The organism is Vibrio methylphosphonaticus (genome assembly GCF_023634655.1).
Taxonomy (GTDB): Bacteria; Pseudomonadota; Gammaproteobacteria; order Enterobacterales; family Vibrionaceae; genus Vibrio; species Vibrio methylphosphonaticus.
Genome location: NZ_JAMKMS010000003.1, coordinates 307,262 through 330,398, shown reverse-complemented (window position 1 = coordinate 330,398; position 23,137 = coordinate 307,262). Strand labels below are relative to the sequence as shown.

General features: G+C 44.1%; 21 protein-coding genes. 12 read left to right on the top strand and 9 right to left on the bottom strand.

The annotated features are described in order from the left end of the window. Positions 1 to 42: 42 nt before the first annotated feature. The gene (locus M9196_RS05515; protein ID WP_250616525.1) at positions 43 to 699 is read left to right on the top strand and encodes a cupin domain-containing protein; all 657 of its coding nucleotides are present in this window, start codon (positions 43 to 45) and stop codon (positions 697 to 699) included. Positions 700 to 773: 74 nt separating this feature from the next. Here M9196_RS05515 and M9196_RS05510 read toward each other — a convergent pair whose 3' ends face one another. Next, entirely contained in the window at positions 774 to 1,493 is a 720-nt protein-coding gene (locus M9196_RS05510) for an SDR family oxidoreductase (protein ID WP_250616524.1), read from the bottom strand. 463 nt (positions 1,494 to 1,956) lie between these two features. On the opposite strand from M9196_RS05510, the gene M9196_RS05505 reads away from it, so the two are divergent. After that, positions 1,957 to 2,376, top strand: a complete 420-nt coding sequence (locus M9196_RS05505; protein WP_406707625.1) for a L,D-transpeptidase family protein — start codon at positions 1,957 to 1,959, stop codon at positions 2,374 to 2,376. A gap of 87 nt (positions 2,377 to 2,463) precedes the next feature. Here the strand turns inward: M9196_RS05505 and M9196_RS23475 are convergent, their stop codons facing one another. Further along, positions 2,464 to 2,598, bottom strand: coding sequence for a hypothetical protein (locus M9196_RS23475; protein WP_284677098.1), 135 nt, complete (start codon positions 2,596 to 2,598; stop codon positions 2,464 to 2,466). A gap of 249 nt (positions 2,599 to 2,847) precedes the next feature. Here M9196_RS23475 and M9196_RS05500 point away from each other — a divergent pair, with 249 nt between their 5' ends. Further along, positions 2,848 to 4,773, top strand: a complete 1,926-nt coding sequence (locus M9196_RS05500) for an SgrR family transcriptional regulator (RefSeq protein ID WP_250616523.1) — start codon at positions 2,848 to 2,850, stop codon at positions 4,771 to 4,773. Here the strand turns inward: M9196_RS05500 and M9196_RS05495 are convergent. Both M9196_RS05495 and M9196_RS05490 read right to left on the bottom strand, forming a co-directional pair. Further along, positions 4,743 to 5,390, bottom strand: coding sequence for a hypothetical protein (locus tag M9196_RS05495; RefSeq protein ID WP_250616522.1), 648 nt, complete (start codon positions 5,388 to 5,390; stop codon positions 4,743 to 4,745). The two genes, M9196_RS05500 and M9196_RS05495, sit on opposite strands and share 31 nt — an antisense overlap. Before the next feature lie 152 nt (positions 5,391 to 5,542). After that, a complete protein-coding gene (locus M9196_RS05490; protein WP_250616521.1) occupies positions 5,543 to 6,436 on the bottom strand; it encodes a DMT family transporter in 894 nt (297 codons plus the stop codon). Between the two features lie 282 nt (positions 6,437 to 6,718). Between M9196_RS05490 and M9196_RS05485 the strand changes: the two genes are divergently transcribed. Beyond that, complete coding sequence (locus M9196_RS05485; protein ID WP_250616520.1) at positions 6,719 to 7,204, top strand: GNAT family N-acetyltransferase; 486 nt, start codon at positions 6,719 to 6,721, stop codon at positions 7,202 to 7,204. A 212-nt stretch (positions 7,205 to 7,416) separates the two neighbouring features. Further along, the gene (locus M9196_RS05480; protein WP_250616519.1) at positions 7,417 to 7,947 is read left to right on the top strand and encodes a GNAT family N-acetyltransferase; all 531 of its coding nucleotides are present in this window, start codon (positions 7,417 to 7,419) and stop codon (positions 7,945 to 7,947) included. Between the two features lie 133 nt (positions 7,948 to 8,080). Here M9196_RS05480 and M9196_RS05475 read toward each other — a convergent pair whose 3' ends face one another. Further along, positions 8,081 to 8,260: a hypothetical protein gene (locus tag M9196_RS05475; protein WP_250616518.1), complete on the bottom strand. Its 180-nt coding sequence runs from the start codon at positions 8,258 to 8,260 to the stop codon at positions 8,081 to 8,083. A gap of 612 nt (positions 8,261 to 8,872) precedes the next feature. On the opposite strand from M9196_RS05475, the gene M9196_RS05470 reads away from it, so the two are divergent. Continuing rightward, complete coding sequence (locus M9196_RS05470) at positions 8,873 to 9,997, top strand: carbohydrate porin (protein ID WP_250616517.1); 1,125 nt, start codon at positions 8,873 to 8,875, stop codon at positions 9,995 to 9,997. 617 nt (positions 9,998 to 10,614) lie between these two features. Here M9196_RS05470 and M9196_RS05465 read toward each other — a convergent pair. Further along, entirely contained in the window at positions 10,615 to 11,985 is a 1,371-nt protein-coding gene (locus M9196_RS05465; protein WP_250616516.1) for a YjiH family protein, read from the bottom strand. A 333-nt stretch (positions 11,986 to 12,318) separates the two neighbouring features. On the opposite strand from M9196_RS05465, the gene M9196_RS05460 reads away from it, so the two are divergent. From M9196_RS05460 to M9196_RS05445, 4 genes are all read left to right on the top strand, one after another. Beyond that, positions 12,319 to 12,942, top strand: coding sequence for a hypothetical protein (locus M9196_RS05460; RefSeq protein ID WP_250616515.1), 624 nt, complete (start codon positions 12,319 to 12,321; stop codon positions 12,940 to 12,942). A 118-nt stretch (positions 12,943 to 13,060) separates the two neighbouring features. Then, entirely contained in the window at positions 13,061 to 13,354 is a 294-nt protein-coding gene (locus M9196_RS05455; RefSeq protein WP_250616514.1) for an isoamylase early set domain-containing protein, read from the top strand. A 183-nt stretch (positions 13,355 to 13,537) separates the two neighbouring features. Then, positions 13,538 to 14,860: a peptidoglycan DD-metalloendopeptidase family protein gene (locus M9196_RS05450; protein WP_284677097.1), complete on the top strand. Its 1,323-nt coding sequence runs from the start codon at positions 13,538 to 13,540 to the stop codon at positions 14,858 to 14,860. A gap of 25 nt (positions 14,861 to 14,885) precedes the next feature. After that, positions 14,886 to 15,236, top strand: coding sequence for a hypothetical protein (locus M9196_RS05445; RefSeq protein WP_250616512.1), 351 nt, complete (start codon positions 14,886 to 14,888; stop codon positions 15,234 to 15,236). 92 nt (positions 15,237 to 15,328) lie between these two features. Here M9196_RS05445 and M9196_RS05440 read toward each other — a convergent pair whose 3' ends face one another. Then, positions 15,329 to 15,487 carry a hypothetical protein gene (locus M9196_RS05440; RefSeq protein ID WP_250616511.1) on the bottom strand — a complete coding sequence of 53 codons (159 nt, stop codon included), beginning with the start codon at positions 15,485 to 15,487 and terminating at the stop codon, positions 15,329 to 15,331. Positions 15,488 to 15,784: 297 nt separating this feature from the next. Between M9196_RS05440 and M9196_RS05435 the strand changes: the two genes are divergently transcribed. After that, entirely contained in the window at positions 15,785 to 17,146 is a 1,362-nt protein-coding gene (locus tag M9196_RS05435) for a DUF1800 domain-containing protein (protein ID WP_250616510.1), read from the top strand. 7 nt (positions 17,147 to 17,153) lie between these two features. Further along, positions 17,154 to 18,302, top strand: a complete 1,149-nt coding sequence (locus M9196_RS05430; protein ID WP_250616509.1) for a DUF1501 domain-containing protein — start codon at positions 17,154 to 17,156, stop codon at positions 18,300 to 18,302. A gap of 87 nt (positions 18,303 to 18,389) precedes the next feature. Here the strand turns inward: M9196_RS05430 and M9196_RS05425 are convergent, their stop codons facing one another. Further along, positions 18,390 to 19,550 (bottom strand): MFS transporter, encoded by a 1,161-nt coding sequence (locus M9196_RS05425; protein WP_250616508.1) that lies wholly within the window; start codon positions 19,548 to 19,550, stop codon positions 18,390 to 18,392. A gap of 495 nt (positions 19,551 to 20,045) precedes the next feature. Next, the gene (locus M9196_RS05420; RefSeq protein ID WP_250616507.1) at positions 20,046 to 23,135 is read right to left on the bottom strand and encodes an efflux RND transporter permease subunit; all 3,090 of its coding nucleotides are present in this window, start codon (positions 23,133 to 23,135) and stop codon (positions 20,046 to 20,048) included. Positions 23,136 to 23,137 lie beyond the last annotated feature (2 nt).

The following is a 23,137-nucleotide window of genomic DNA, read 5'->3' as shown; positions in this document are numbered from 1 at the left end:
AGTGTCAATAATGTTTAGTATCAACAATGGAAAGTCGTCGAAATGTTGAATATGGATTTTAGTAAGCGTGTTGTGATCGACACAGCATCACAAACATGGGTTGAGTCGCCCGCCAGCGGTGTACGACGTAAGCCATTGGAGAGAGAAGCCCGGGAGTCAGGTCATGTCACCAGTATTGTCGAATATTTGCCCGGCGCTAGTTTTAGTCAACATGCTCATCCATTAGGCGAAGAAATTCTAGTCTTAGAAGGCGTATTTTCTGATGAAACAGGTAATTATGGGGCGGGAACGTATCTAAGGAACCCACCAGGTAGTCACCATACGCCTTTTAGTGAGCAAGGCTGTATTATTTTAGTGAAACTCAACCAATTTGCTAAAGATGATACCCAGTTTGTACGCATTGATACTACGCAGTCAACCTGGGAGAAATGTGGGGAAAAACTTGAGGTGATGGTGTTACATCAACATGGTAACGAGCAAGTTGCGCTCATTCGTTGGACAGACGCCGACAGCTATCATTCGCATGGTCACTATGGGGGCGAAGAGATTTTTGTTCTAGAAGGAGAACTTAAAGACGAGTTAGGCTCCTATCCTGCAGGAACCTGGACCCGCAGTCCGCATGCAAGTCATCATGAACCGTATGTAAGCGGTGCGACAACGCTGTGGTTTAAGTCTGGGCACTTACCTGAACAGCAATAGGCGACGACTTGTTGCCTATTGCTCATGCTTCAGCATACAACGGATTGCGAGCTAGTTCCTTTCTAGTGTAAGGATTACGGCTGCTGGCGAGTAGGAGCTAGTACAATTTCACGAATACAGACGTTTTGAGGTTGTGAGTAAGCGAACTCAACGGCTCTTGCTACGTCATCCGCCGCTAATACCCCGCCCATGACTTCTTTCCATTGGTCGTAACCGTCTTTGATGTCTTGCGATGTCGTGTGAGATAACAACTCAGTTTCCACAGCACCAGGCGCAATGGTAACGACACGGACATCGGATTCAGCGACTTCTTCACGTACATTTTCTGAAATCGCATGCACAGCGAACTTAGTCCCACAGTACGCAGCATGGTTACCAAATGTTTTACGGCCAGCGATTGAACTAATGTTAATGATTGTGCCTGAATTGCGTGCTTTCATTGGTGCAAGAACGGCTTGCATACCATTGAGAAGACCAATCACGTTGACATCGAACATAGATTTCCATTCACCCGCGTCTTGAGTATCAATTTGGCCAAGCAACATCATCCCAGCGTTGTTGACTAGTGCATCTGCAGGCCCAAATAGCGCCTCAGCTTTTTTGATAGCATTTTCAAAGGTCACCTTATCGGTGATGTCTACTTTCTCGCAAAGCGTATTAGGTAAACCCAGTTGCTCTAACTTCTCGACGCGACGCGCAAGTAACAACAGAGGGTGTCCGGCAGCACTCAAGCGACGAGCGATAGCTTCACCAATACCAGAACTTGCACCTGTGATAACGACCAATTTTTTCATCTTATAGAACCTTCAATAGTTAAGAGGTCACACCCTCTTTTTAACGACCAATACAGTGTAGATTAAAAAACATTGTTGATATATGCGCATTTTAAGTAATCTGTGTTGCTATATTGCAACAATAAGGTTGTTGTACCCTAACCTATACTTTTAGTAGGCGACTGTGTCTTGGAATATGGTTCGAGTCGGTATAAACTCCGGGCGAATAAAATTGGGGAAGTAGATGTTAATGAGATTCGTGGTCGTTGTATTCGCCATTACAGTGACGTGGGCAGCACAGGCATTTGAGCTACGCACAGAGAGCGGGGCAATCGTGCACCCAGCAAACGCAGAGTCTATTGATACGTCGCCACAGAAGCTGCAACCTGCTGCGGCTCCCAATGGTATTCAAACCAATAAAGGCGTGAGCCCAGCCTTACCTGTCGATACTGATTCAAAAACGAATAACGACCGTGTCGCGGTTATTGACCGTGTCGAAGTGAAAAAATCGATACGAAGAATGTTTTTAATGTCGGGTGAAAGTGTCGTAAAAGAATATCGAATTTCACTTGGACCCAGCCCTCGAGGGCATAAAGTTCAAGAAGGGGATAATCGCACACCAGAAGGAAAGTACTATCTGGACTTTGTGATGGATGATTCCGCATTTTATCGTTCAATGCACATCAGTTATCCAAACTTACGCGATCGTCGCCGTGCTGAAGAGTTGGGTGTTAGTGCTGGTGGTAACATAAAAATTCATGGACTCAAGAACGGTTACACTAAACCGGTTAAGTTCATCCAAAGTTTTGACTGGACCAACGGTTGCATTGCCATTACCAATACAGAGATGGATGAACTGATCACTTTGGTCAAAATCGGCACGCCCATCTATATTCGATGGTAGCGTGGGGCGGTGACAACAACATAATGATTTGTTGGGGGTTGGAGCATAAACCGAGATGATGAAGCCACCGCAATTCAAAATAAGCACTTAGAGCTGACAAAGACCAATGAGTAACGTCAAAGCAAAGCGGTGAAGCTTACTTTTATCGGCAGTGAATTGGCTTAAGTAATACTTAGCCATAGGACGATGACCGTTATCATTGTGTTTCGTTGAATTGTTCATGGAGAATCTACCTCGTTGTTAATGGGGCCAATGTGTTAACGCTGACGCCTATATTTCCATCTTTCAATACTTCCATGTCTCTACACGTCTTTGTTTCTATGCCGCTATTATCTTATTTATAGGGAATAATAAAACAGATAGGATTTCTTAGAATGTGTTCCGGTTATTGCCATTTTTAGCAAGAAATTTAAACTTTTGGCCATATAGGTTAAAATAAGGAATTAACTTTGCTTGTTGTCGGTAGGTATCTTGGAATTATCAAACCTTTATCGCTATTACTCTAGACTGCTAAATTACCCGCTTAATCAGGAGTGTAAGGTGCTGCTGGCCGATGTTGCAGAGCAGATGATCACCAGCCCTAGGCATGCACGCACGTTACTTAAACAAATGACTGAGTTAGGTTGGGTAAATTGGTTGCCAAAAGCCGGTCGTAATCAACGTTCTGTACTCGCACGACTATTCGGTGTTGAAGAGGTAAAAAGACACGTTGCTAAATCTTGGGTGACAGCGGGTAAATATGAAAAAGCGCTTGAATTTTTAAATGGCGACCAAGTGTTGTTTGGCACTTTGCTTCAACAAACATCGGGTGCGGTATTAAAAGAAGGGCGAGTGAACGTACAGCTCACGTATGATCGTTGTTTTGAACGACTTGTTCCCCATAAACCTCAAAGAAATAGCGAGCGCTTTCTTATTCGCCAGCTGTATTCGTGTTTAGTTTCGATGGATAGAGACGGTAATTTACAGCCTGAACTAGCACATTATTGGCAAAGTGATGACTCATTTTGTTGCTGGAGCTTTTACTTACGACCAGGGTTGCAGTTTGACAACGGTGAAGCGATCACTGCTCAAGCCGTTTGTGAGCTGCTGTTGATGTTATCTAATCTGCCTTTCTATCAATACGAACTGGATCATGTGGCATCTGTTGAGGCTAATCATGGTCTGAAGGTAGTCGTAACGTTGAACCGTCCGGATCGAGGGTTTTGTGCGCTGCTAAGTGACCTAAAATATTCTATTCAACCCCCACAACAACTCAATGACACATGGAATCTCACTAATAGAGTGGTTGGATCAGGCGTGTTTTTACTACAAGAACACACCGAACAGAAAGTATCGCTATTAGCGAATGAACGTTACTTTTCTCTACGGGCATTAACGGATGAAGTGACGATATGGCTGCTCGAAAAAAAGCGAACGGATGACCCATCGTCGTTTTGTGGGCATGAATTGCTAGGCGGTAAGGTGAAGAATACTCTTTGTGGTATTAACGATGCTGCCAATGCTAATACCAATACCAATACCAATACCAATACCAATACCAATGCTAATACGAATACTAATACTAGCGCCAACGCGAGTGCTAATAACATTTCGACAGAACCTCTAATTGATGTCCATAGTAATAATTTGTTGAAGCATGACTCAAACAAAGGTGTTTTAACTTCTTCAGTTTCAAAGCCGGAGTCGCAAATTCGCATTGAAGACGGCTGCCTGTTTTTGCTGTTCAATCAGCGAAAACGATCGGGAAACTTAAGCTTACAACAACGAAAATGGTTAAGTGAGTGTTTGCAAGGGGAAGCCATTTGGCAAGCATTGGTCGACAACAGCATCACGTTCGGTGCTCAAGTCGCGCATAACTTTTTCCCGTTTTGGCATCAGGTCAATCGCATCTGTGCAGTGAATACCGATCTTCCGTCTTCGTTATCCCTCGTCGTTTATGATCATCCAGGACTGATCCGTTGTAGTCGAGCAATACAAGCGATCCTTGCCAAGCTGAGTGTTACCGCGACGATAACGGTTCTTTCGCATCGAGACTTTCTCCAACAGGCGATGGGAAAAGAGTGGAATTATGATCTGGTGCTAACAAACTTAAATTTAGATGACAACCGACAAGTGTCAGCAATGCTTGCGTTTGCCAGTGATCCCGTCATTGATTCAGTTTTGAGCACGCAATCGAGTGACTGGTTACGAGGTCAGTTAAAGAGAATAAGAGGGTCCATTGCCGCTCGGGACTACCTTGAGCACCTTGAGCCCATTTGTTCGGCGTTGATTCATGAAGGGTATGTCAGCCCAATGTTTCATCATAGACAAACATTGAGCTTTCACGGGGTCATAAAGGGGGTCGAAATCACCACATGGGGTTGGCCTCAACTGAGAGAGGTTTGGTCCGACGATTGAGTTTGTGCGGTGTCGTTATTATTTATGCGCTCTGTTATCACTTTCTGGTTTTCAGTGGTGGTTTCCAAGGCGGTAGCTGTTTTTTGAATCGCGCTTGCCATTTGGGATACATTTCTTGTGGCGAGCAAGATAGTGCCTTGCATAGGGCGTAAGATAAACCAGTAAGCGGCAATCAACGCCAATACAATGGCAACCACCACCACGCCCAACAGTAATAAGACATTAAACCGAACGTCATAAACAAAGCTCTTTGTGCTTTTTGCTATTGAATTTTGTGATTGCTCTAACGCTCCCGGTAAAGCAATTAATGAGGCTTTTGATATTTCTGTTAGCTCATCAATGTTCTCTATGGTATCTATAAGTACTTGACGTTGTTCGTCATTCAAGCTCTCGTTTTTTGATAGTAACGTTAACGATACCGCTAGATTATCAATTGACTGACTAGATTGAGCAATCGACTCTTCAATACCTTTGAGGTCAAGCATCATCGTCAGGTTGACGAGAGCTTGCCCAGCGTCTTGTTCTGAGTCTTGTGTATTATCAGGGGTGGCACTAGCCATACACATAACTGGAAATAGTAAACTTAAAATCAGCGATTTGAGAGCGACATTCAACATAATTCATCCTAAAGGGTGGAAGCGTATTCGACGCTTAAATTAGACTAAGTAGCGCAGAGTTACCAATTATCCTTTTGTATCTAATTTACCGTTGTATTGGTGGCACGGTTTGTTTCTACTTTGCGATATTATAGTGAGCACACTTTACGATATTATAGTAAGCGCACTTTGCTAAAAGAGGCGAGTGCGATGCCACCGAGAATCAGTAAGGTAGCAATACAAGAATAGACGGTTATTTGCTCGCCGATGAACACCATGCCAAGCGCTAATGCAATGACAGGGACAGTAAGCTGCAACAAGGAGGCTTGCAGTAGGTCGATTTTTGGCAGCAGTAAATACCACAAATAGTATCCGATGGCCGACGCGCCGATACCAGAAAGTAGCGCAAGGCCGACCCCTTGTGGTGTTAGGTAGAGTGAGGTGGTCGTCACGATCGCATCATTTAAGTAGAGGGCGTAGCCTAGATAGAGCACCGTCATCATCCCAGCACCAAAAATAAAACCTTGTTTGGTCGCGATCAGTGCATGTTTAGATTGTTTGCCTAGAATAGTGAAAATAGCCCAACTTATACCTGCCAGCGACATCAGGAACGCTGCACTGAAATCGGGCTGTTGTTGCGAAGGCTGCATAAGAGTGACAAAACCCACCAATGAGAGTCCAATGCCCAACATTTCCATTTTCGATATAGCATGACCGCTTAAACGGTGATAACCAATCAGCGTCAACTGAACCGTTCCGAACAAAATCAGTGCACCCACTCCAGTATCTAAACGGTCATAAGCAAGAGAAAATAGGATAGCGTATCCCAAGAGTGATGCACCTAAAGTACAAGAGGGTAGAAACCCCAATGAAGGCGATGCTGAATCACGTGTTGATCTGAACGACAACAGGGCCAGAAGGATTAGGGCGAGTGCGCCGCTTAACAAGCGAATAAGGGTGTAACTCATAGGATCGATGGCCTGAAATCCCAGAGCGAAACGTGCAAATAACGAATTGAGCGCGAATGCCGTCATAGTAGTGATTGCCAACAAGTAATTTGAATTCATAGTTTTAGCCATCGTGTCTTTGCATTGTTATTACAATTGATGTTGCGATTAGTATTGCGAGTGTCAGCGTAAATAGCCTACTTAAGTGATGATAGTAGCGTGTTGAGTTTAAAAGTGAAATCACATCTATGTTCTATCTTATGCCTTCATGCCCCTTTTAACACCTTCGCTATATCAATGGCTAAGGGCATGGTTTATGCCAATAAATTCCTTTCAATCCTATGGGGTTATCGTTAGTCTAATTTTATTGCGCGCATAACTTAATATTGATGGGGAATTACTATGCAGGTAGAAATTGTAGAGATAACGGAACCACATAATGATGCCGTTCGGGATATTATTAAGCGAGTAGGCGAAGAGTTTGGTGCGATCGGCGAAGGATTTGGTCCTTCGGATGACGAAGTCAATGCGATGAGTGTCCACTATGGTATTGACTCGAACAGTCGATATTTGATTGCGTTACTTAACGGTAAAGTCGTTGGAGGCTGTGGCGTCGCCCCTTTTGGTAGCGAATCTAACGTTTGTGAGCTCAAAAAATTATTCTTACTTCCTGAGAGTAGAGGGCATGGAATTGGCAAGGCGCTGACGACGCAATGCTTATCTTTTGCGAAAGAGCAGGGTTTTACATCGTGTTATTTGGATACGCTAACGTCAATGAAATCAGCGATTCATCTTTATGAATCCGTAGGTTTCCAGCATTTGGATGCGCCTTTTCCTGGCACTCTACATAATGGATGTGATGTTTGGATGACCAAGTCTTTGCGTTAGCCGAAATCAAAACCAAAACCACAACCAACGAGATCGTCAATCTCTATGGGGCCCTTTGAGGTTGTCCATGAGATCTTGCGCTGTGAACAGTAAGTTTCAAAGGATAATTGCGTGAACCGTTAGCTTTTAAGTAGCATAGATTGCAATTTGTTTACATTTTATTAGTATGTAATCAATGGATATGACAATAGTTAAGTAGTAGGTACTATTAAATGGATTTTAAAATAGCAGAATATTCTGATTATAAACGTATCGCTCAGTTGCATGCTGAAAGTTGGCAATCGAGTTATAAAGGAATGATGCGACAGTCGTATCTCGATGAACAAGCACTGGATGATAAATTACTGATTTGGCAAGCGCGATTATTGAATCCACCATTCAGCCAACATGTTATTTTGGCAGAAGAGCAGGGTGAGCTATTGGGCTTCATTTGTTTATTTGGCAACCATAGTGCCGAGTATGGAACTATCATCGACAATTTACATGTGTCTTCATCCGCACAACGACGCGGCGTCGGTCAGACTTTACTGTTGCAAGCAATGGAATGGGCTGGAAAATACTATCCTGATAATGGCGTGTTTTTGGAAGTGCTTGCAGGTAATAAAGATGCGGTGCACTTTTATGAATCGGTTGGTGGTATAAGATCACTAAGCCAGCGAGGAGATTCACCTTGTGGAAAAAAAGTGGATGAATTTGTTTATACATGGTCAACGCCTCAAGAGTTAGTCTCGGCATCTAGATAATAAATGAGAACGCAATATTGGTGACGCTGTCACAATTTTGAATGGCAGTAACCTAGTATGACCAAACGCAAAGAGGCCAGCATAATGCTGGCCTCTTTGCGTTTGGTCTTCCCAACTAATGACAAAGAATTGGCTACTTTCGTTGATGGTCAGAAGTGAGTGAGCGAATCATGTCTATTTCTTCCTCACTCAGCAGGTCACGATTACGTTTTGTTGTCGTCATAGCGTCTATAAAGCGTTTAACTTCCAGTAACTGAGCATTGTTAAGGTCATGCACCGTTGTGACGATTTCCTTTTCTAGGGTTCTTACCATAACGCCATGCCTCCAATCAACGAGTTTCTATGTTTTAAACTAGTGCAATTTCTGGCAATAGCAAGAATTTATTAAGGGATGGGTTGCTTATGCATTCATATCGTGACGCTTTAGATTCGCGACGTTTCGGTCTACTGAGAGAGTCGACTAACGATGTCGTATTATTGCGGTTTGGATTACTTTCAACTCGGTCAGTAACTTACATTTACATAACTATTAATTAACGCAGTGGTATCAATGTTTCGTATTGTTTCATTGATCTAAGCCGTGATCTCAATCACTGAATTTATTTTCCCCGATAAAAAGTTCCCATAAATTACCTTAAGAAATATCTTTTATGCTAAATGTATATTTATTTATATGTAACTTATTGATATGTAAGGCTTTTATTGTATTTCTAAAAGCGTGATTTAGATAGGCATTTTTAAATTATTAGGATTGTCCATATTCGTTTTTTTAGTGAAAATTCACCTCGTTCATTCGGTATATAACTTTTAGGCATCTTAGTTATTCACCTTGCGAATGATGGGCTCATAGAAGCTTACTTAGCAAAGACGGATATAAGAGCCGAACAATAAAAACAATATTTATTACATTTTCTCGGGGTTCATAATGAAAAACACTTTTAAGCTTTCGCTTGCTGCAATCTTAGTGTCAACAGCAATGGGTGCCAATGCTGGAATTAGCATTGTTGATAACGAAACAGGTAACTTCTCAATCGGCGGTGACGTTGAATTTGACTTCAACTTTGAGCGTTTAGAGCGCGCAAATGAAAAAGAAAATGCATTTAACCAGTCTGGTCGTATTCTCCTTGAATTCGCAGGTGAGCGTTACACTCAAAATGGTCACGTATTGCAAGTTAACGTGCAGCCACTGATGGAAAGCAGCGGCAATGTTGCATTAGATGACGCATGGTTCGCATTTGGTGCGCAAGATGGTTGGAACATACGCATGGGTCGTTTCGAAGCGTTTGATATGTTCCCTGTAGGTCAAGACACATTCCTAGAGTACTCTGGCGATACAGCTAACGATCTATATCGTGATGGCGCGGCATATGTTTACCAAATGAAAGAAGGTCGAGGCCGTGGTTCTGATGGCCAAATCATGTATAGCCAAAACTTTGGCAACCTATATTTAGAGCTAGGCTCTATGATTGGTGACCGCTCAGTGTTGTTTGGTAGCCCAGCAGGGACTGACGGTGATGCGACTTATCACGGTGAAAAGGTTAAGAACAACAAAGATTCTGTATTGCTTCGCCCAGTAGTCGGTTATCAAGTAGGTAACTTTGGTATTGCTGCCTCTTTGGAAGCAAACTTAGTTAAAGATGCGGTTATTACAGAGACATCAGGTGTGGATATTTCAGACCGTAAAGGTTACGGCATCACAACTAATTACTCGACAGCTGACTGGAATTTGATAGCTAACTTCGCATATATGGATGCGGTAGATGAAGACAACATGACGGTTGGTGTAAACGCACTATATAAAGGTTTTGGTCTTGGCTATATTCACGCAGCTAACGAATATGAATCAAAAGAGCTAGGAAGCTACGCTGACGGTAAGGCAAAAGTTGATACCGTATACGCTTCATACGAGTTTGCTGATGTATTAGCTGTTGATGACTTTTCAATCTACCTAGGTGCGTACTACACGAAAGTAGACGATAAAACGGCACAGAAAATCTTTGAAGAAAACCAAGATACAGGCATGCGTGTTCGTTTCAAATACTTCTTCTAAGCGCATCGCTTAAACGTATAGAATTAAAACACTGCTAATAAATGTAGATAAACGGAGCCGATAGGCTCCGTTTTTGTATGTCTGGCATAAAGGTAAGCAATGATCTCACTTTAGGTACCCAGCATAGTGTTTGTGAATGCGCCTTATTGCACAGTGTGTAGCTGGATTACAGTGAGGCTGCTGCTTTGATGCACTCAGGGTAGATGCGTAGCCGCTTAGTCGTCTCTTACTTGCTGCCTAGTTGTGATTGAGTGGGCTGATATCATCAGGTGCGAATCACACACCATAAGAGTTAGCTTAATAAGATAAAAGTGACGGATGGATATTCACAACGCAGAGCTCTAAATAGACCTATGGGTGAGTTGAAAGCTATGGGGTGGCGTAACCCTACAATGAGCGATAATCGGCTCTCTGGCGGCTTTAAGCTGACGTTGTTTAACGATCAAGGCGGTGTTTACCGAGAAAATAGATGTTGAGGTGTGCTTGTCGTAGCGTAGCGGCATAATTACTCGCTACGTTAACTCAATGACGGGAGAAGATAGAAAATTGCGAAGGTAAAGGTGCGTTGCAATAAAAAAGGCTCGCCGAAAGCGAGCCTTTGATTGAATCATTGGTGATTAGAAAATCAGGTGAGCAACACCAGCAATCACAGGCAATGTAATCAGTGTACGTAAGATGAAGATAGCGAACAGCTCAATAATATTGACTGGAATACGGCTTCCTAATAACAAAGCGCCCACTTCAGACATGTAAATAAGCTGCGTCACAGACATCGCAGCAATCACAAAACGCGTCATTTCGTTGTCGATAGACGCTGCTAGAATTGACGGGATGAACATGTCGGCAAAACCAACCACAATTGTTTTTGATGCGGCAACTGCTTCTGGCACGCCCAATAACTCAAGGTAAGGAATAAATGGCATGCCCAGTATTTCAAATACCGTGGTGTACTCAGCAATGACCAACGCAACCGTACCAAGCCCCATTACTACTGGCAATACACCAAATACCATATCAACGGCATTTTTAATGCCTTCACCAAATACGGACTTTGCAGAGGTGACTGTACCGGCACGCTTAAGTGCCATGTCCAAACCCCAAGAGAAGGTAGACATGCCAGTCGGGGTGACTTCGGCATCTGCGCTTGGTTTGGTGCCATCAATAAACACGTCTTTTTTATTACGAAGTGGCGGAAGACGAGGAATAATGATTGCTGCAACAATACCGGCTAAGCAAATCGCGCCATAAAACGGTAAGAATAAGTGTTCTAATTCTACCTGAGCAATCACGACCAGGCTAAACGTGATAGATACCGCTGAGAAGGTAGTACCGATCACCGCTGCTTCACGCATGGTGTAAAATTTTGCTTCGTATTGCTTACTAGTCAACAGAATACCAACGCTGCCGTCGCCAAGCCAAGACGCCATACAGTCGATGGCACCGCGACCAGGTAGGTTGAATATCGGGCGCATAATTTTACTTAATAGCGCACCAAACAGTTCTAATAAACCGAAATTGAGCAGCAGTGGAAGGAGTAATCCAGCGAAGATAAACACCGAAAACAGTGTCGGTAATAAGCCTTCTAAGACAAGACCGCCAGTGTTTTCTTCCCAAATAGCTTCTGGACCAAATTGAAAGTAAGTCATGACGGCCGCAAGACCACCGATGAGTCTCACCGCTAACCACATTGGACTTGGGTTGAATAAACCATTTAGGAAGTCGTTATTGTTGATGAAAGCAGGCTTGAAAATGCGAGTTAAAATAGACGCTGCTGCCATCAAAGCAATGATTGCTGTCACAAGAGGGACGATAATGTCGCCAACTGCCGCTTGTAGAGATTTGGCTAAAACGGCGACAGGAATAGTCAAACCACCATCGTAGCTAATAGGTGCCATAAACAGGAATAAACCCACTAATGACGGGATGAAAAACATCCAGAAATTGCCTTTTTTACCTGTTTCAGGGACAGGTTGAGCGCTATTTTGCATTTTTATCTCGTGTTACAACTAGTTAATATCAGCGATTCCGTCGCTTGATTATTCACTAAACATCCATATTTGCTCAAGTGGGGCAGAGATTACTTTTTTTTGCTCGTCGAAGCAATACTATTCATCAATGAAGACTAAATATTCATAATATCCGCGAAGTTTGCCCCGCTTTATTCATCTGTAGTGTTAGCGATGGTTACAGTATAGAGGGTAACGAAGACTTTGAGCGTGCGAGTTAACTCGCGACACGATAGAATCTCATGTAAGGGTGGTACCAGACACATGGTATCGAAATGGAACTGCTTCAAAATATGGAATCAGAGCTGAACGCGTATGAAAAGAAAAAAACTGCCTATCCCACTTATCTTATTGGTGCCAATTGTTTTGCTACTCATCGTTGTGGTTGCAGGAGTGTATCGTTTCTCTTTGACTGATGAAGAGATCCTCGCCAAATTTCCCTCTCATCATGTAGAGAGTGATGAAGTAGTGAATGAAATTCTAGGGCTCTCGACGCCCAATCCATGGACATTACAGGTACCAGATACCAGCGCGTTTTCTTTGCTTACCGATATTGACCCAATGAAGCAAGTGGCATCAGGGCGATACGATAATGGTATGGAGCGAGGGCACGTTTACTTATTGTATCAATTTAAACAAGAGCAAACGGAGAAAGGGGTGCTGTCTCAAGTGGTGGTCCCTTTCGCTGTTAGCAACCAAGGTTCAGGGGTATTTTACTACTTAGGACTGTTTGATTGGGATAAGGCTAGGCAAAGAATCATCCTTGTAGACTCTGCGTGGCTTGGTGACAGGGTTCAAGTGTCACAGGTGGACTGGGAGCAATCTGTCATTGTACGTTTTAAACAACACAATGCGGCGCAATCGATGAATGAGGACCCGCAGGATGAGGTCTCGTTGACGTGTGACATTTCAAAAACCAATCAACTAAAGTGCCAATAATTTCTTTGCATCATTAGCCTGCTCGATAAATTTCTCACGCTCTCGGTGTTGTGAATGTGAGTTTAATTGAATAGTATGCACTTAGATGTTGTTATTTTTTGTACAAATGGAGCTTGCGATGATCAATAAGCGTTTTTTTAAAACTAAAGATGAAGTAGAGGTAACGTTCGAACTTGATGGGGCGAACGTTGATAGTGTGGTATTGATGGCGGAGTTTCATGATTGGCAACCAATCCAAATGAAAAAAGTCGCCAAAACTAAATCGTTTAAATATCGCACTCGATTACCTAAAGATGCTGAGTATCAATTCCGTTATCTGGTTAATGAGACGGAGTGGGTAAACGATGCCGAAGCCGATCACTATGTGCCTAATGGTTTCGGTGCAGATAACGGTATTGTTAAGACTGCATAACTGCATAACTGCATAACTGCAAGAGCAGCATAACGGTTACAACCGCATAGTGCGTTAGCTCAATTTGATGAAAAGCGAAGCGATTAGCTTCGCTTTTTTACATTACAATCACATGTTTTACGTTTTCTTTCCCTAACGATTGATGCAATTGACAGCAGAAAAGTTTACTCTATAGCCCTTCTTATGAGCTGCATTGGAACCATTGTGCAATCGAATCAAATACCGGGCGAACCAAGTGTGGCAAGCACTCAAGCTCGTAACTCAAAATTAAAAAGAAGCATCGCTTTCACCGTGCCGTTTTTGGCAGCCTTTGCTTTTTTACACAGCCTTCCTGACTCTACGCTAAAAGGAACGGTCGATTTAAACCTTAACGATTCCCCAGTTGTTGAGGCTTTATCGGCAAATAAAGCGATAGTTGTTCAGCCTCCTAAGTACGCTTACACCGTTCAACCTGGCGACAGTTTGAGCCAAATTTTTGATCAGCTTGGTTTCCCATACAGAGATATGATGTCTGTAATGGAAACAGATCTGAATTTCCTAGTGTTGGATACATTGCGCCCTGGCGATAAAATTCGTTTTTGGCAAGATGAAGAAACTCAAGCTCTGACTAAGTTAGAACTAGGTCGTAATGTCGCAGAGAAAGCAGTTTATCATCGATTAGATGATGGCAGTTTCGAATTTGAAGATATATCGATACCTGGAGTTTGGAACAGCGCGGCACTAGTTGGCGAGATTAACGGTAGCTTTTCGGCTTCCGCCAATAAGCTTGGTCTTGGTCCAAATGAAATTAATCAAGTCGTTACCCTGTTAAAAGATAAGCTTAATTTTGCCCGAGATTTACGCGCGGGTGATCAATTTGAAGTGGTTAAAAGTAGTCAAACGGTTGAAGGTGTAGCAACCGGCAACTCTGAAATTCAAGCAATTAAGATTTTTAACCGTGGTGCCATGTACTCGGCTTATTTGCACTCTAATGGTCAGTACTACGATGCCGCAGGTGAAAGCTTGCAACGTGCCTTTATGCGCTACCCAGTAACAAATCACCGAATTACGTCGGGCTTTAATCCTAACCGCCGTCATCCTGTCACTGGACGAGTGTCACCACATAACGGCACCGACTTTGGGGTACGTACTGGTACGCCGGTGTTGACCACAGGGGATGGCGTTGTTGCCATGGTGAGAAATCACCCCTATGCAGGTAAGTATGTTGTGGTTGATCATGGTGGTCCATATAAAACCCGTTATCTACACCTAAGTAAGATACTGGTGAAAAAGGGACAAAAAGTCACGCGTGGGCAACGTATTGGCTTATCTGGTGCGACTGGACGTGTCACGGGTCCTCATTTGCATTATGAGCTAATCGTACGTGGTAGGCCGGTTAACGCTATGCGAGCAAACATTCCTATGGCAGACTCTGTGCCAAAGAGCGAACTTAAGCAATTTATCGCCCGTCGAGATGAACTGGATGCGATGCTTAAGAAACAAGAAATGAAAGTTGCGAGCTTATAATCGCAACCACAATATGGTGACACTAATGCAACAAGATGAATTCGAAAAGTTGGTAAAAGAGCTGTGCTTATTTAAAGTACTCCCTGATGCGTTAAATGCACTAAAAGCATGTGATGATGAAGACGTTGCACAAGCAGCAGAAAGTCTAACTGGTCAATTTGCTTTGGCGGATGTTGATGGTGAACAACGTATCTATCACGTGTCTGTTCGCACCAGTGATGCAGGTGAAGAAGAAGAGTATGTTGAGCACATCATGAACGAAGGCGATGACGTCATTAAGTTTGTCGCTTGGTTCTTCGACGCACTGTTTGACTTAAAGCAAAGTGACACGTACAAAGCGGCTGGCAAGACCTATATGCAACCTAAACGTTCATAGGTAACAGGCTTTTGCTCAGAAGTACCCGAGCACAAAGTAGAAGCTAAAAAGAAACGGCGCTCTAAAATGAGCGCCGTTTTTTTATCCGTTATTTATCGTGATTCGCAACCTTCACAGGTGTGCTCGGTTTTAACCGCTGCTTGTGGCGCATCACGAGTATGTTGCTCAGTTAATTCAAAAACATTCTGCGTCGTGACAGCATTGCAATTTGGGCAGTAATCATGCGTTACGTAAAATTTCAGATCGTCCATGCGTTTTCCTCTCCGTTTTTATAATAAACCGTAACAATCAATTAACATCTTTGCATCGTATATTCTACGGAGGGTGGTTTTTTGAGGGCGAGTTATCAAATTTAAACACAAAATAGAAACGAAACGGTATTCTGACGGAAAAGAGCATAAAAACAGATATATACCATATAAATAACGCGCAAGGCTTCAATAATGTTTTTGTATGTGCTGTGTATGTAGATCAAGCTGATCAGTGTTGCTATTGATGCTTTCGGTCTAAAATATAATCAGGAAAAGTGCAGCAAGGTGAGAGGTATCATGGACAATGTGCAAGTTTGGGCGGTGGGCGCTCCACAACGATTTGGATTGGGCATACGGGTTGGAGATGCCAATGCACCTCTTTCTTTGGCAAAGCAGTTGCCGATGGATAGCTACACGCATGAATTGATTGCCGAGTTGCCATCTACCCCAGAAATGCTGGCTCATATGGGAGAGCTGAACCGTCGACGTAAGGATGCCAAAACCCCGGAAGAAAAACAGACTCTGTCTAAGGCCAATAATGCTTTCTTTCAAGAGAGTTATCGGACCCTTGTTCATGCTCGTAATCTTCAATCACTGTATTCACCCTATGGATTTCAAGAACGGCTGATTCAATTCTGGAGTAATCACTTTGCTATTTCTGCTGACACTCGACGTGTGAGACCTATTGCGTCAGGCGTAGAAAATGAGGTTATTCGTACGGCTTGGAAATCTGACTTTAGTTCTATGCTGATATCTGTCTGTCAGCACCCATCCATGCTGATCTTTCTGGATAATCATCAATCGATTGGACCGAATTCAAAAGCAGGTAAAAAACGCAATAAAGGACTAAATGAGAACCTTGCACGGGAGATACTTGAATTACACACACTAGGAGTGAGTGGTGGCTATACGCAAACGGATGTTATTGAGCTTGCTCAGGGTATCACGGGCTGGTCTGTCACCATGGGGCCAAAAGAGGCGGGTTATCGTTTTAATCCAGCGTTACATGAACCCGGTGCGATACGAGTATTAGACACGGTTTATTCTCAAGAGGGCGAAGCGCAGGGCATGGCATGCTTAACGGACTTAGCGTTACGTCCAGAGACCGCGCAACATATATGTGGGAAGTTAGTGCAGCACTTTTACGGCGAAAACCATGAAGATCTAATCGAAACGTTGGTTAAGGTATGGTTGGAAAATAAAGGGCAGTTAATGCCCGTTTATGAAGAGTTAATCGCGAGCCCGCTAGCAGATGAGCCAAAGCACTTAAGGTTTAGAACGCCTCAAGAGTGGTATTTTGCGGTGTTACGTAGCGCAGACTTTGAGCCGAATCAAAAACAAATGCACAATATGTTGAGACAACTCGGCCAAGAGCCTTTTATGGCGGGATCGCCAGCAGGGTGGTCTGATCAAGATGCTGATTACAATAGCGCATCTGGGTTGACCCAGCGATGGCAGGTGGCGAATCAGGTCGCGCAACTTACGGTTCGGCAACTAAAACGCAATAAACAACGTCCGCAGGATACGATCAATAACATTCTGCAAAGGCTGTATGGTGAGCATGTCGATGAGCACACCCTCGTAGCGATCGAAAAAGCGCAAGATGTGGTCTCCAAGCTAGTGGTGCTGTGGATGAGCCCTCAGTTTCAATACAGGTAGGTGAACAATGACATCACGTAGAAATTTTTTGAAAGGCATTGGTGCAACGTCACTGGTGACTTGTCTACCTAATCTCGCATTCGCGACGACAGACAGCCCGAATGTTTTCATATGGGTGACACTTAGAGGAGCGATGGATGGGTTGAATGTGGTGGTACCAACATTTGACACAGCGTATTCCACGCTTAGACCGACTCTTGCTTTTGATGCCAATGAATTGTTGAGTTTAGAAGGTGGTTATGGGTTAAACCCAGCGCTTAACAACGTCTTTGAGTGGTATCAAAACGATCAGGCGATGTTTGTCCATGCTTGTGCTACTGGCTATCGTAGTCGATCGCATTTTGATGGTCAGAAGGTGCTAGAAAACGGCACGGTAAACCCATTGGAACGGGAAGGGTGGCTTAATCGGTTTTTGATGACTGAGAAGCGTAATTTAGCGATTGCCATCGACTCTGGTTTGCCGTTAATTGCTCAGGGTGAGATGAAAGTGAGCAGTTGGTACCCTCATAAACTTAAAGCAAAAGAGGAGCAAGCGATGATCTTGGCGGATCTGTTTCAATCCGATCCTGAACTTGGCTCTAATTTTTCAGAAGCGATGAAGTTAGAAAAAATGCTAGGAAGTGCAAGCCAAAGCAAACAGTTTTCAAACTTGATGACGCAGGCGGGCAAGTTTATCAATACGCCGCAAGGTCCTAATATTGCGGTGTTAGAGCTTGGTGGTTGGGATACGCATTCCGCGCAGGGAACGACACAAGGACGACTCGCCAACCAGCTTAAAAAATTGGATGAAGGGTTGCTGGCACTGAAATCAGCGTTAGGGGATAAATGGGCATCAACAGTGGTGATGTGTGCCAGTGAGTTTGGCCGCACCGCACGAGAAAATGGCACTAAAGGCACGGATCATGGCACGGCCAATGTCATGTTATTAGCAGGTGGTGCGATTAAAAAAGGACAAGTGGTGTCTGATTGGCCGGGCTTAGGTGAGGCGCAGTTATTCGAAGGTAGAGATTTAGCGCCTACGACGGATACTCGCTCTGTCATAAAGGGTGTGCTTGCGGATCATTATTTAGCGGATAGCGCTACGTTACTGAATGTGTTCCCAGATAGCGAGGCGATTACACCCATGACAGGTTTGATTGCAACAAAACAAGCTTGAAAATCAAGCCATCGAGTTATACTCGATGGCTTGTCTGGACTCGTAATTGAATAGACGAATAGCTGGCGAAATGATCAGATGAAGAAATTATTCTCCAGCCACCATGTGCTTCTTCGTTGTTATGCTAGCAATAATCATGTAAATGGCCGTTGCCATCATTGTGGCCAGTAAGTAGGCCATTAGACCTTGGGTGCCATTCATAAACCAGTTAGCAATAACCGGTCCCGCGACCGAGCCAACACTGTAGCAAAACAGCATCACTTGCGTTGCCGATACAATATTGTTTTCATCTAGCTTGTCACAACCTAGGTTGATCGCAATCGGGTACAGTGCGAAGCATGAAAAACCGATCAAGAATAAACTGACTGCCAATACGCTCAGATCGCTGCTCAAAATCACCAAACCAATCGCAAAGACACCCACTAAGCAAAACATGCCCATCAGTGGTGTACGACCCACCTTATGAATGAGCTTAGGAACAATAGGCTGGACTGCCATACCACCTAGTATCACCAATGCCATTAGCGCGCTAAGGTGTCCTTGAGACACATTGCGATGCGATAACTCCACAGGCATCAGGCCGTAAATTGATCCAAGAGTTAAACCTGACACGATGCATCCAATGATGGCAGCGTGGCTTAATTTGCTCATTTGCTTCCATGTTAATGGGGTTGAATGTGCACTTTGTGGCTGTTGTGTTGGGATGAAAAGCAACACCATAATAGCGGCACTAAGCATGGTCAAAATAACGATGAAAGGCATAATACCTTCAACGCCAATGAGACCAATACCAAGCTGCCCTAGAGCTGAACCGCCATACAGCGAACCCATGTACAAACCAAGACGTTTTGCTCGGCTTGTTTCGTCGCCGGTAAGCAACCAGGATTCAACGATAACAAACACTCCAGCTACCGCAATACCCGCGATAAAACGAGCAATTAGCCAAACGCTGGCAACAGGCACTAGGGGTAGTGCAATAATTGTTAGTACGAAAACCGCTAGACACGCAACGAAAGCAATACGGTGTCCTACGTATTTCACGGCTGGCTCAATAGCCACCGCCCCTACAAGTAATCCGGCATAAAATACACTCGCCAACCAACTTGCTTGACTGGCATCAATACCGTATTCGTTAAGCATAAGTGGGATCAGGCTCATTAAGTAACCTGATGCTACGGCATAAAGTGATAGCGCAATTACCGGTACTTTAAAGCCAGCGTTAACTGCGAAATCGTGAGTGTTTTCCAAGGCAGGATCCTCATTGGTTGATAAAAAGAAAAGGGTGATTGATTAAGAAATCACCGCGACTATGAGGCTTGAGTATCGAAGAGTAAAACGAATAAAAATGACCATAACGACAAAAAATCGTTATCGAAATATTGTGAAAATTGATAAGAGAAATGAGCGTAAATGATTCAAGCGATAGTTTATTTAAGTGGTTGAATTTTATAGGGTATGTGGCGGTTTGTTGACTGTGGGAATATCGGCGAGTTTGACGTGTGGTGATAAGAAAAGAAATGATGAGGTCGTTTTATATATCGCGTGTAGCTGAGTGGGTAAAGAAGAAACGCAGGATGTGTGACTTGTTGCGGTTTAAATCAATAGCGCGATACAAATTGAATGACCCATCCTCGCTTTGTGATAAAAGCAAGTCAGGGCCATGACGCTCATTTAGCGACTATGCAAGGCGCTGAAAAAGTGAGCACTTTGCATAGTCGTCATTCGCTCATGTGAAGTGCGTAATCAACTCGCGGTATCTTGCGCGGAACTTACGTTTTTAGGGGACTTACCACACAGCAATCGGTAGGCCGCCGGAACAAAATAGAATGAGATAATCGTTGTTAGTACGGTACCGCCAGCAATCGCAATCGCAAATGGCGGCCAGAAACCACCTCCAGCAATGATCAATGGAATGAAACCACCTACGGTGGTGATGGTTGTTGAGGTAATATGGCGAGTGCACGACATGACGGCCTTAACAATGGCTTCGTTATCGCCAAGGCTTGTTTCGGGGCGGGCTTTTAGTTCGGCCAATATGACAATAGCAGCATTGATCGCAAGACCGATAACACCCAGTAAGCCAATGATCACGGTAAAGCCAAATGGGTAGTTGAATAAGTAGACGGATAAAATGGCTAAGCCTGCAGACAAACCTGCAACCGTGAAAATGATGCTGCTGATTCGAAATGAATTAAACGACATGACCACGACCAGTACCATTAAGGTCACCACGACAAATACGTTTGATATTAAGTTATTAATGGATTCATTTCTGCCAGCTGATTCTCCACCAAACTCAAGATAGTATCCGGGAGGCAGTGTATAGTTTTGAAGTGCTTGCTTAAACTCAATGAGTACCGATTGCGGGAGTACACCAGACTCTATATAGCCTTCAATCGTGTTGACTCGTTGCCCGCCACGGCGAGTAATTGCCCCTCTGCTGGTGGTCAGTTCCATTTCTGCAAGGGTAGAGACGCTCACACCCGTTGAATAGTTCTCAGAGGCAATAGGTAAGCGTAAGTTGCCTAAATGGGCAATGTTTTCCCGTTCATCGTCGGAAACCCGAACCCGGATAGGAATGGATTCTCCCCCTTCTAGAACCGTACCACTGTTGCGACCAATCAAGCTTGTTTGCAGTAAACGAGCGAACTTATTTAATGTAATGCCGTTAAGTTGTGACGCTTCCTCATTCACCATGAGCTTCACTTTCGGCAAGCCAGGCTGCAGTGTTTCTCTGGTGTGAGTAACATGCTGGGTATTTGACATGATAAGGCGAATGTCTTGGCCAATCGCTTTTAATGTATCCAAATTGTTTCCAAACACTCTGAGCTCGATTGGCGCTTTAAATGGAGGTCCTTGTTCTAGCTTGCGAACCAAAATTTGTGCCTGAGGAACTTGACGATTTAATGCATTTTGCAGCAAGGGAATAATACGATTCACGTCAGAAAAATCGTTAGTTTTAATCATGGCCTGCGCGAAGTAGGGAGCGTTTTGTTGGCTGGCCTGCAAATTGTAATAAAACGATGGGAAATTGGCGCCAATCATCCAGTTGGTGTGTTCCACGCTAGGGTAGGTACGGATAATGTCGTCAACAAGCATTGCTGTGTTGCGTGTTTGAATAATGCTCGCTTGTGGAGGAAGAAAAATTTGAATTTCGAACATATCTCGGTCGGAAGGAGGAAAAAACTGTTCAGTTAATTGTGTCGTACTCCAAAAGCCGGTGAGTGCGACGCCCAATACCAAAGCGATAGCGAATATTGGAAATCGAATGGCGGAACGAACACTGGCTTCGAACCATTTTGACATGACCGGGATCGACAGCCCGGTATGGTACCAATGACGACCTTGATAATGCGCGGGTAAAAAGCGAGTCGCGAAGCCAGCAATTAGGGTATGGGAAATAAGGTATGAACCAATAAGAGAGAAGCACACCGTTATGCCGATGCCACTTACAAATTCACCGGTTGCTCCTGGCATTAAAATAATCGGCATAAACGCAAGGACCGTCGTCAATGTAGATCCAAGTAGAGGAAGCCATAGATGTTTGAGCGCTGTGCGTGTGGCGTTGCTCTTGGAGTGACCTAAGATTCGGTTATGTTGAATAGTGTCGACCATCACCACAGCGTTATCGACCATGATCCCTAACGCGACAATCAGTCCAGTCACCGACATTTGATTAATCGGTAGGCCGGTTATTTTCATTAACGTTAGTGTCAGCATTGATGTTAACGGCAAGGCAATGGCAACCAAAATCGCGGCCCTTACCCCTAACGTGAGAAGGAGCACGATTAAAATGAGCGCAAAGCCAAGAAGTAAGCTGTCTCGGAGATCACCCATTCTGGTATCGGTATACCCTTGCTGGTCAAAAATAACCTCAACATGAATGTTGCTAGGAATATCACGTTGAAATTGTGCGACCAGCGCTTCCATGCTGGCTGACCAACGGTCAACGCGCAGATCTTGCTGCATGCGGGCGGCCACGATGACCCCTACTTTTCCGTCAATGTAGGCTAGTTCGGTGGCTGGCAAGCTTGGCATTCGGCTCACGGTCGCAATATCCTCAAGGCGAATCATGTGCCCTTTATCGTCGACATTGATAGGGATTTGCCTAACGCGATTGAGTGAGTCTAGTTCAGAGGCGATCTCCAGCCCAAAGCGATGGTTGAGGCTAAGTAATTCACCAGCGGGGTTTTTAGCGTCAGCGCCATAGATAGATTCTAAAACGTTGCTACTAGAGCGGCCTAACGCGGCGGCAGAAGCGGTATCAAGGCTAACGAGAATTTCTTCTTTAGGTTGCGCATATTCATCAACAAACTCTGTACCAGAGAGGTTACGTAAGCGCGAAGCGAGCTCTTTTGCATAGCGGCCCAAAATTAGCAGATCGACGTCACTAACATCATTCCAAGTTAGGGCAATAATACTGGTAAAGGCATAGGTATGGTCGCTATCAAATTTGGGCGTGTTGGTACCTTCGGGTAGCAAAGAGGGGAGGTCTGCTAGCTTGTCTCTTGTTTGTGACCAAACGGGTTCAGGCTCGGTGATAGTATCATTGAGCTCAACGGTAACTATCGATACCCCGGGCCGAGATGTGGAGGTGAGTACCTTAATTTGATTGAGCTCTCGCAGCTTGTTCTCAACGACTTCGGTGACCAATGCTTCAATGCGCTCAGCACTGGCACCGGACAATACGGTGGTCACGGTTGCAAAGCGATTACTGATGATAGGGTCTTCTGCGCGAGGCAAGGTTGAATAGGCAGCGTAACCACTCACCAATAATAAAGCCGTAATCAATATTAATAGTCGAGTGTTGGCGATGGCCTTAACGAAATGCATGA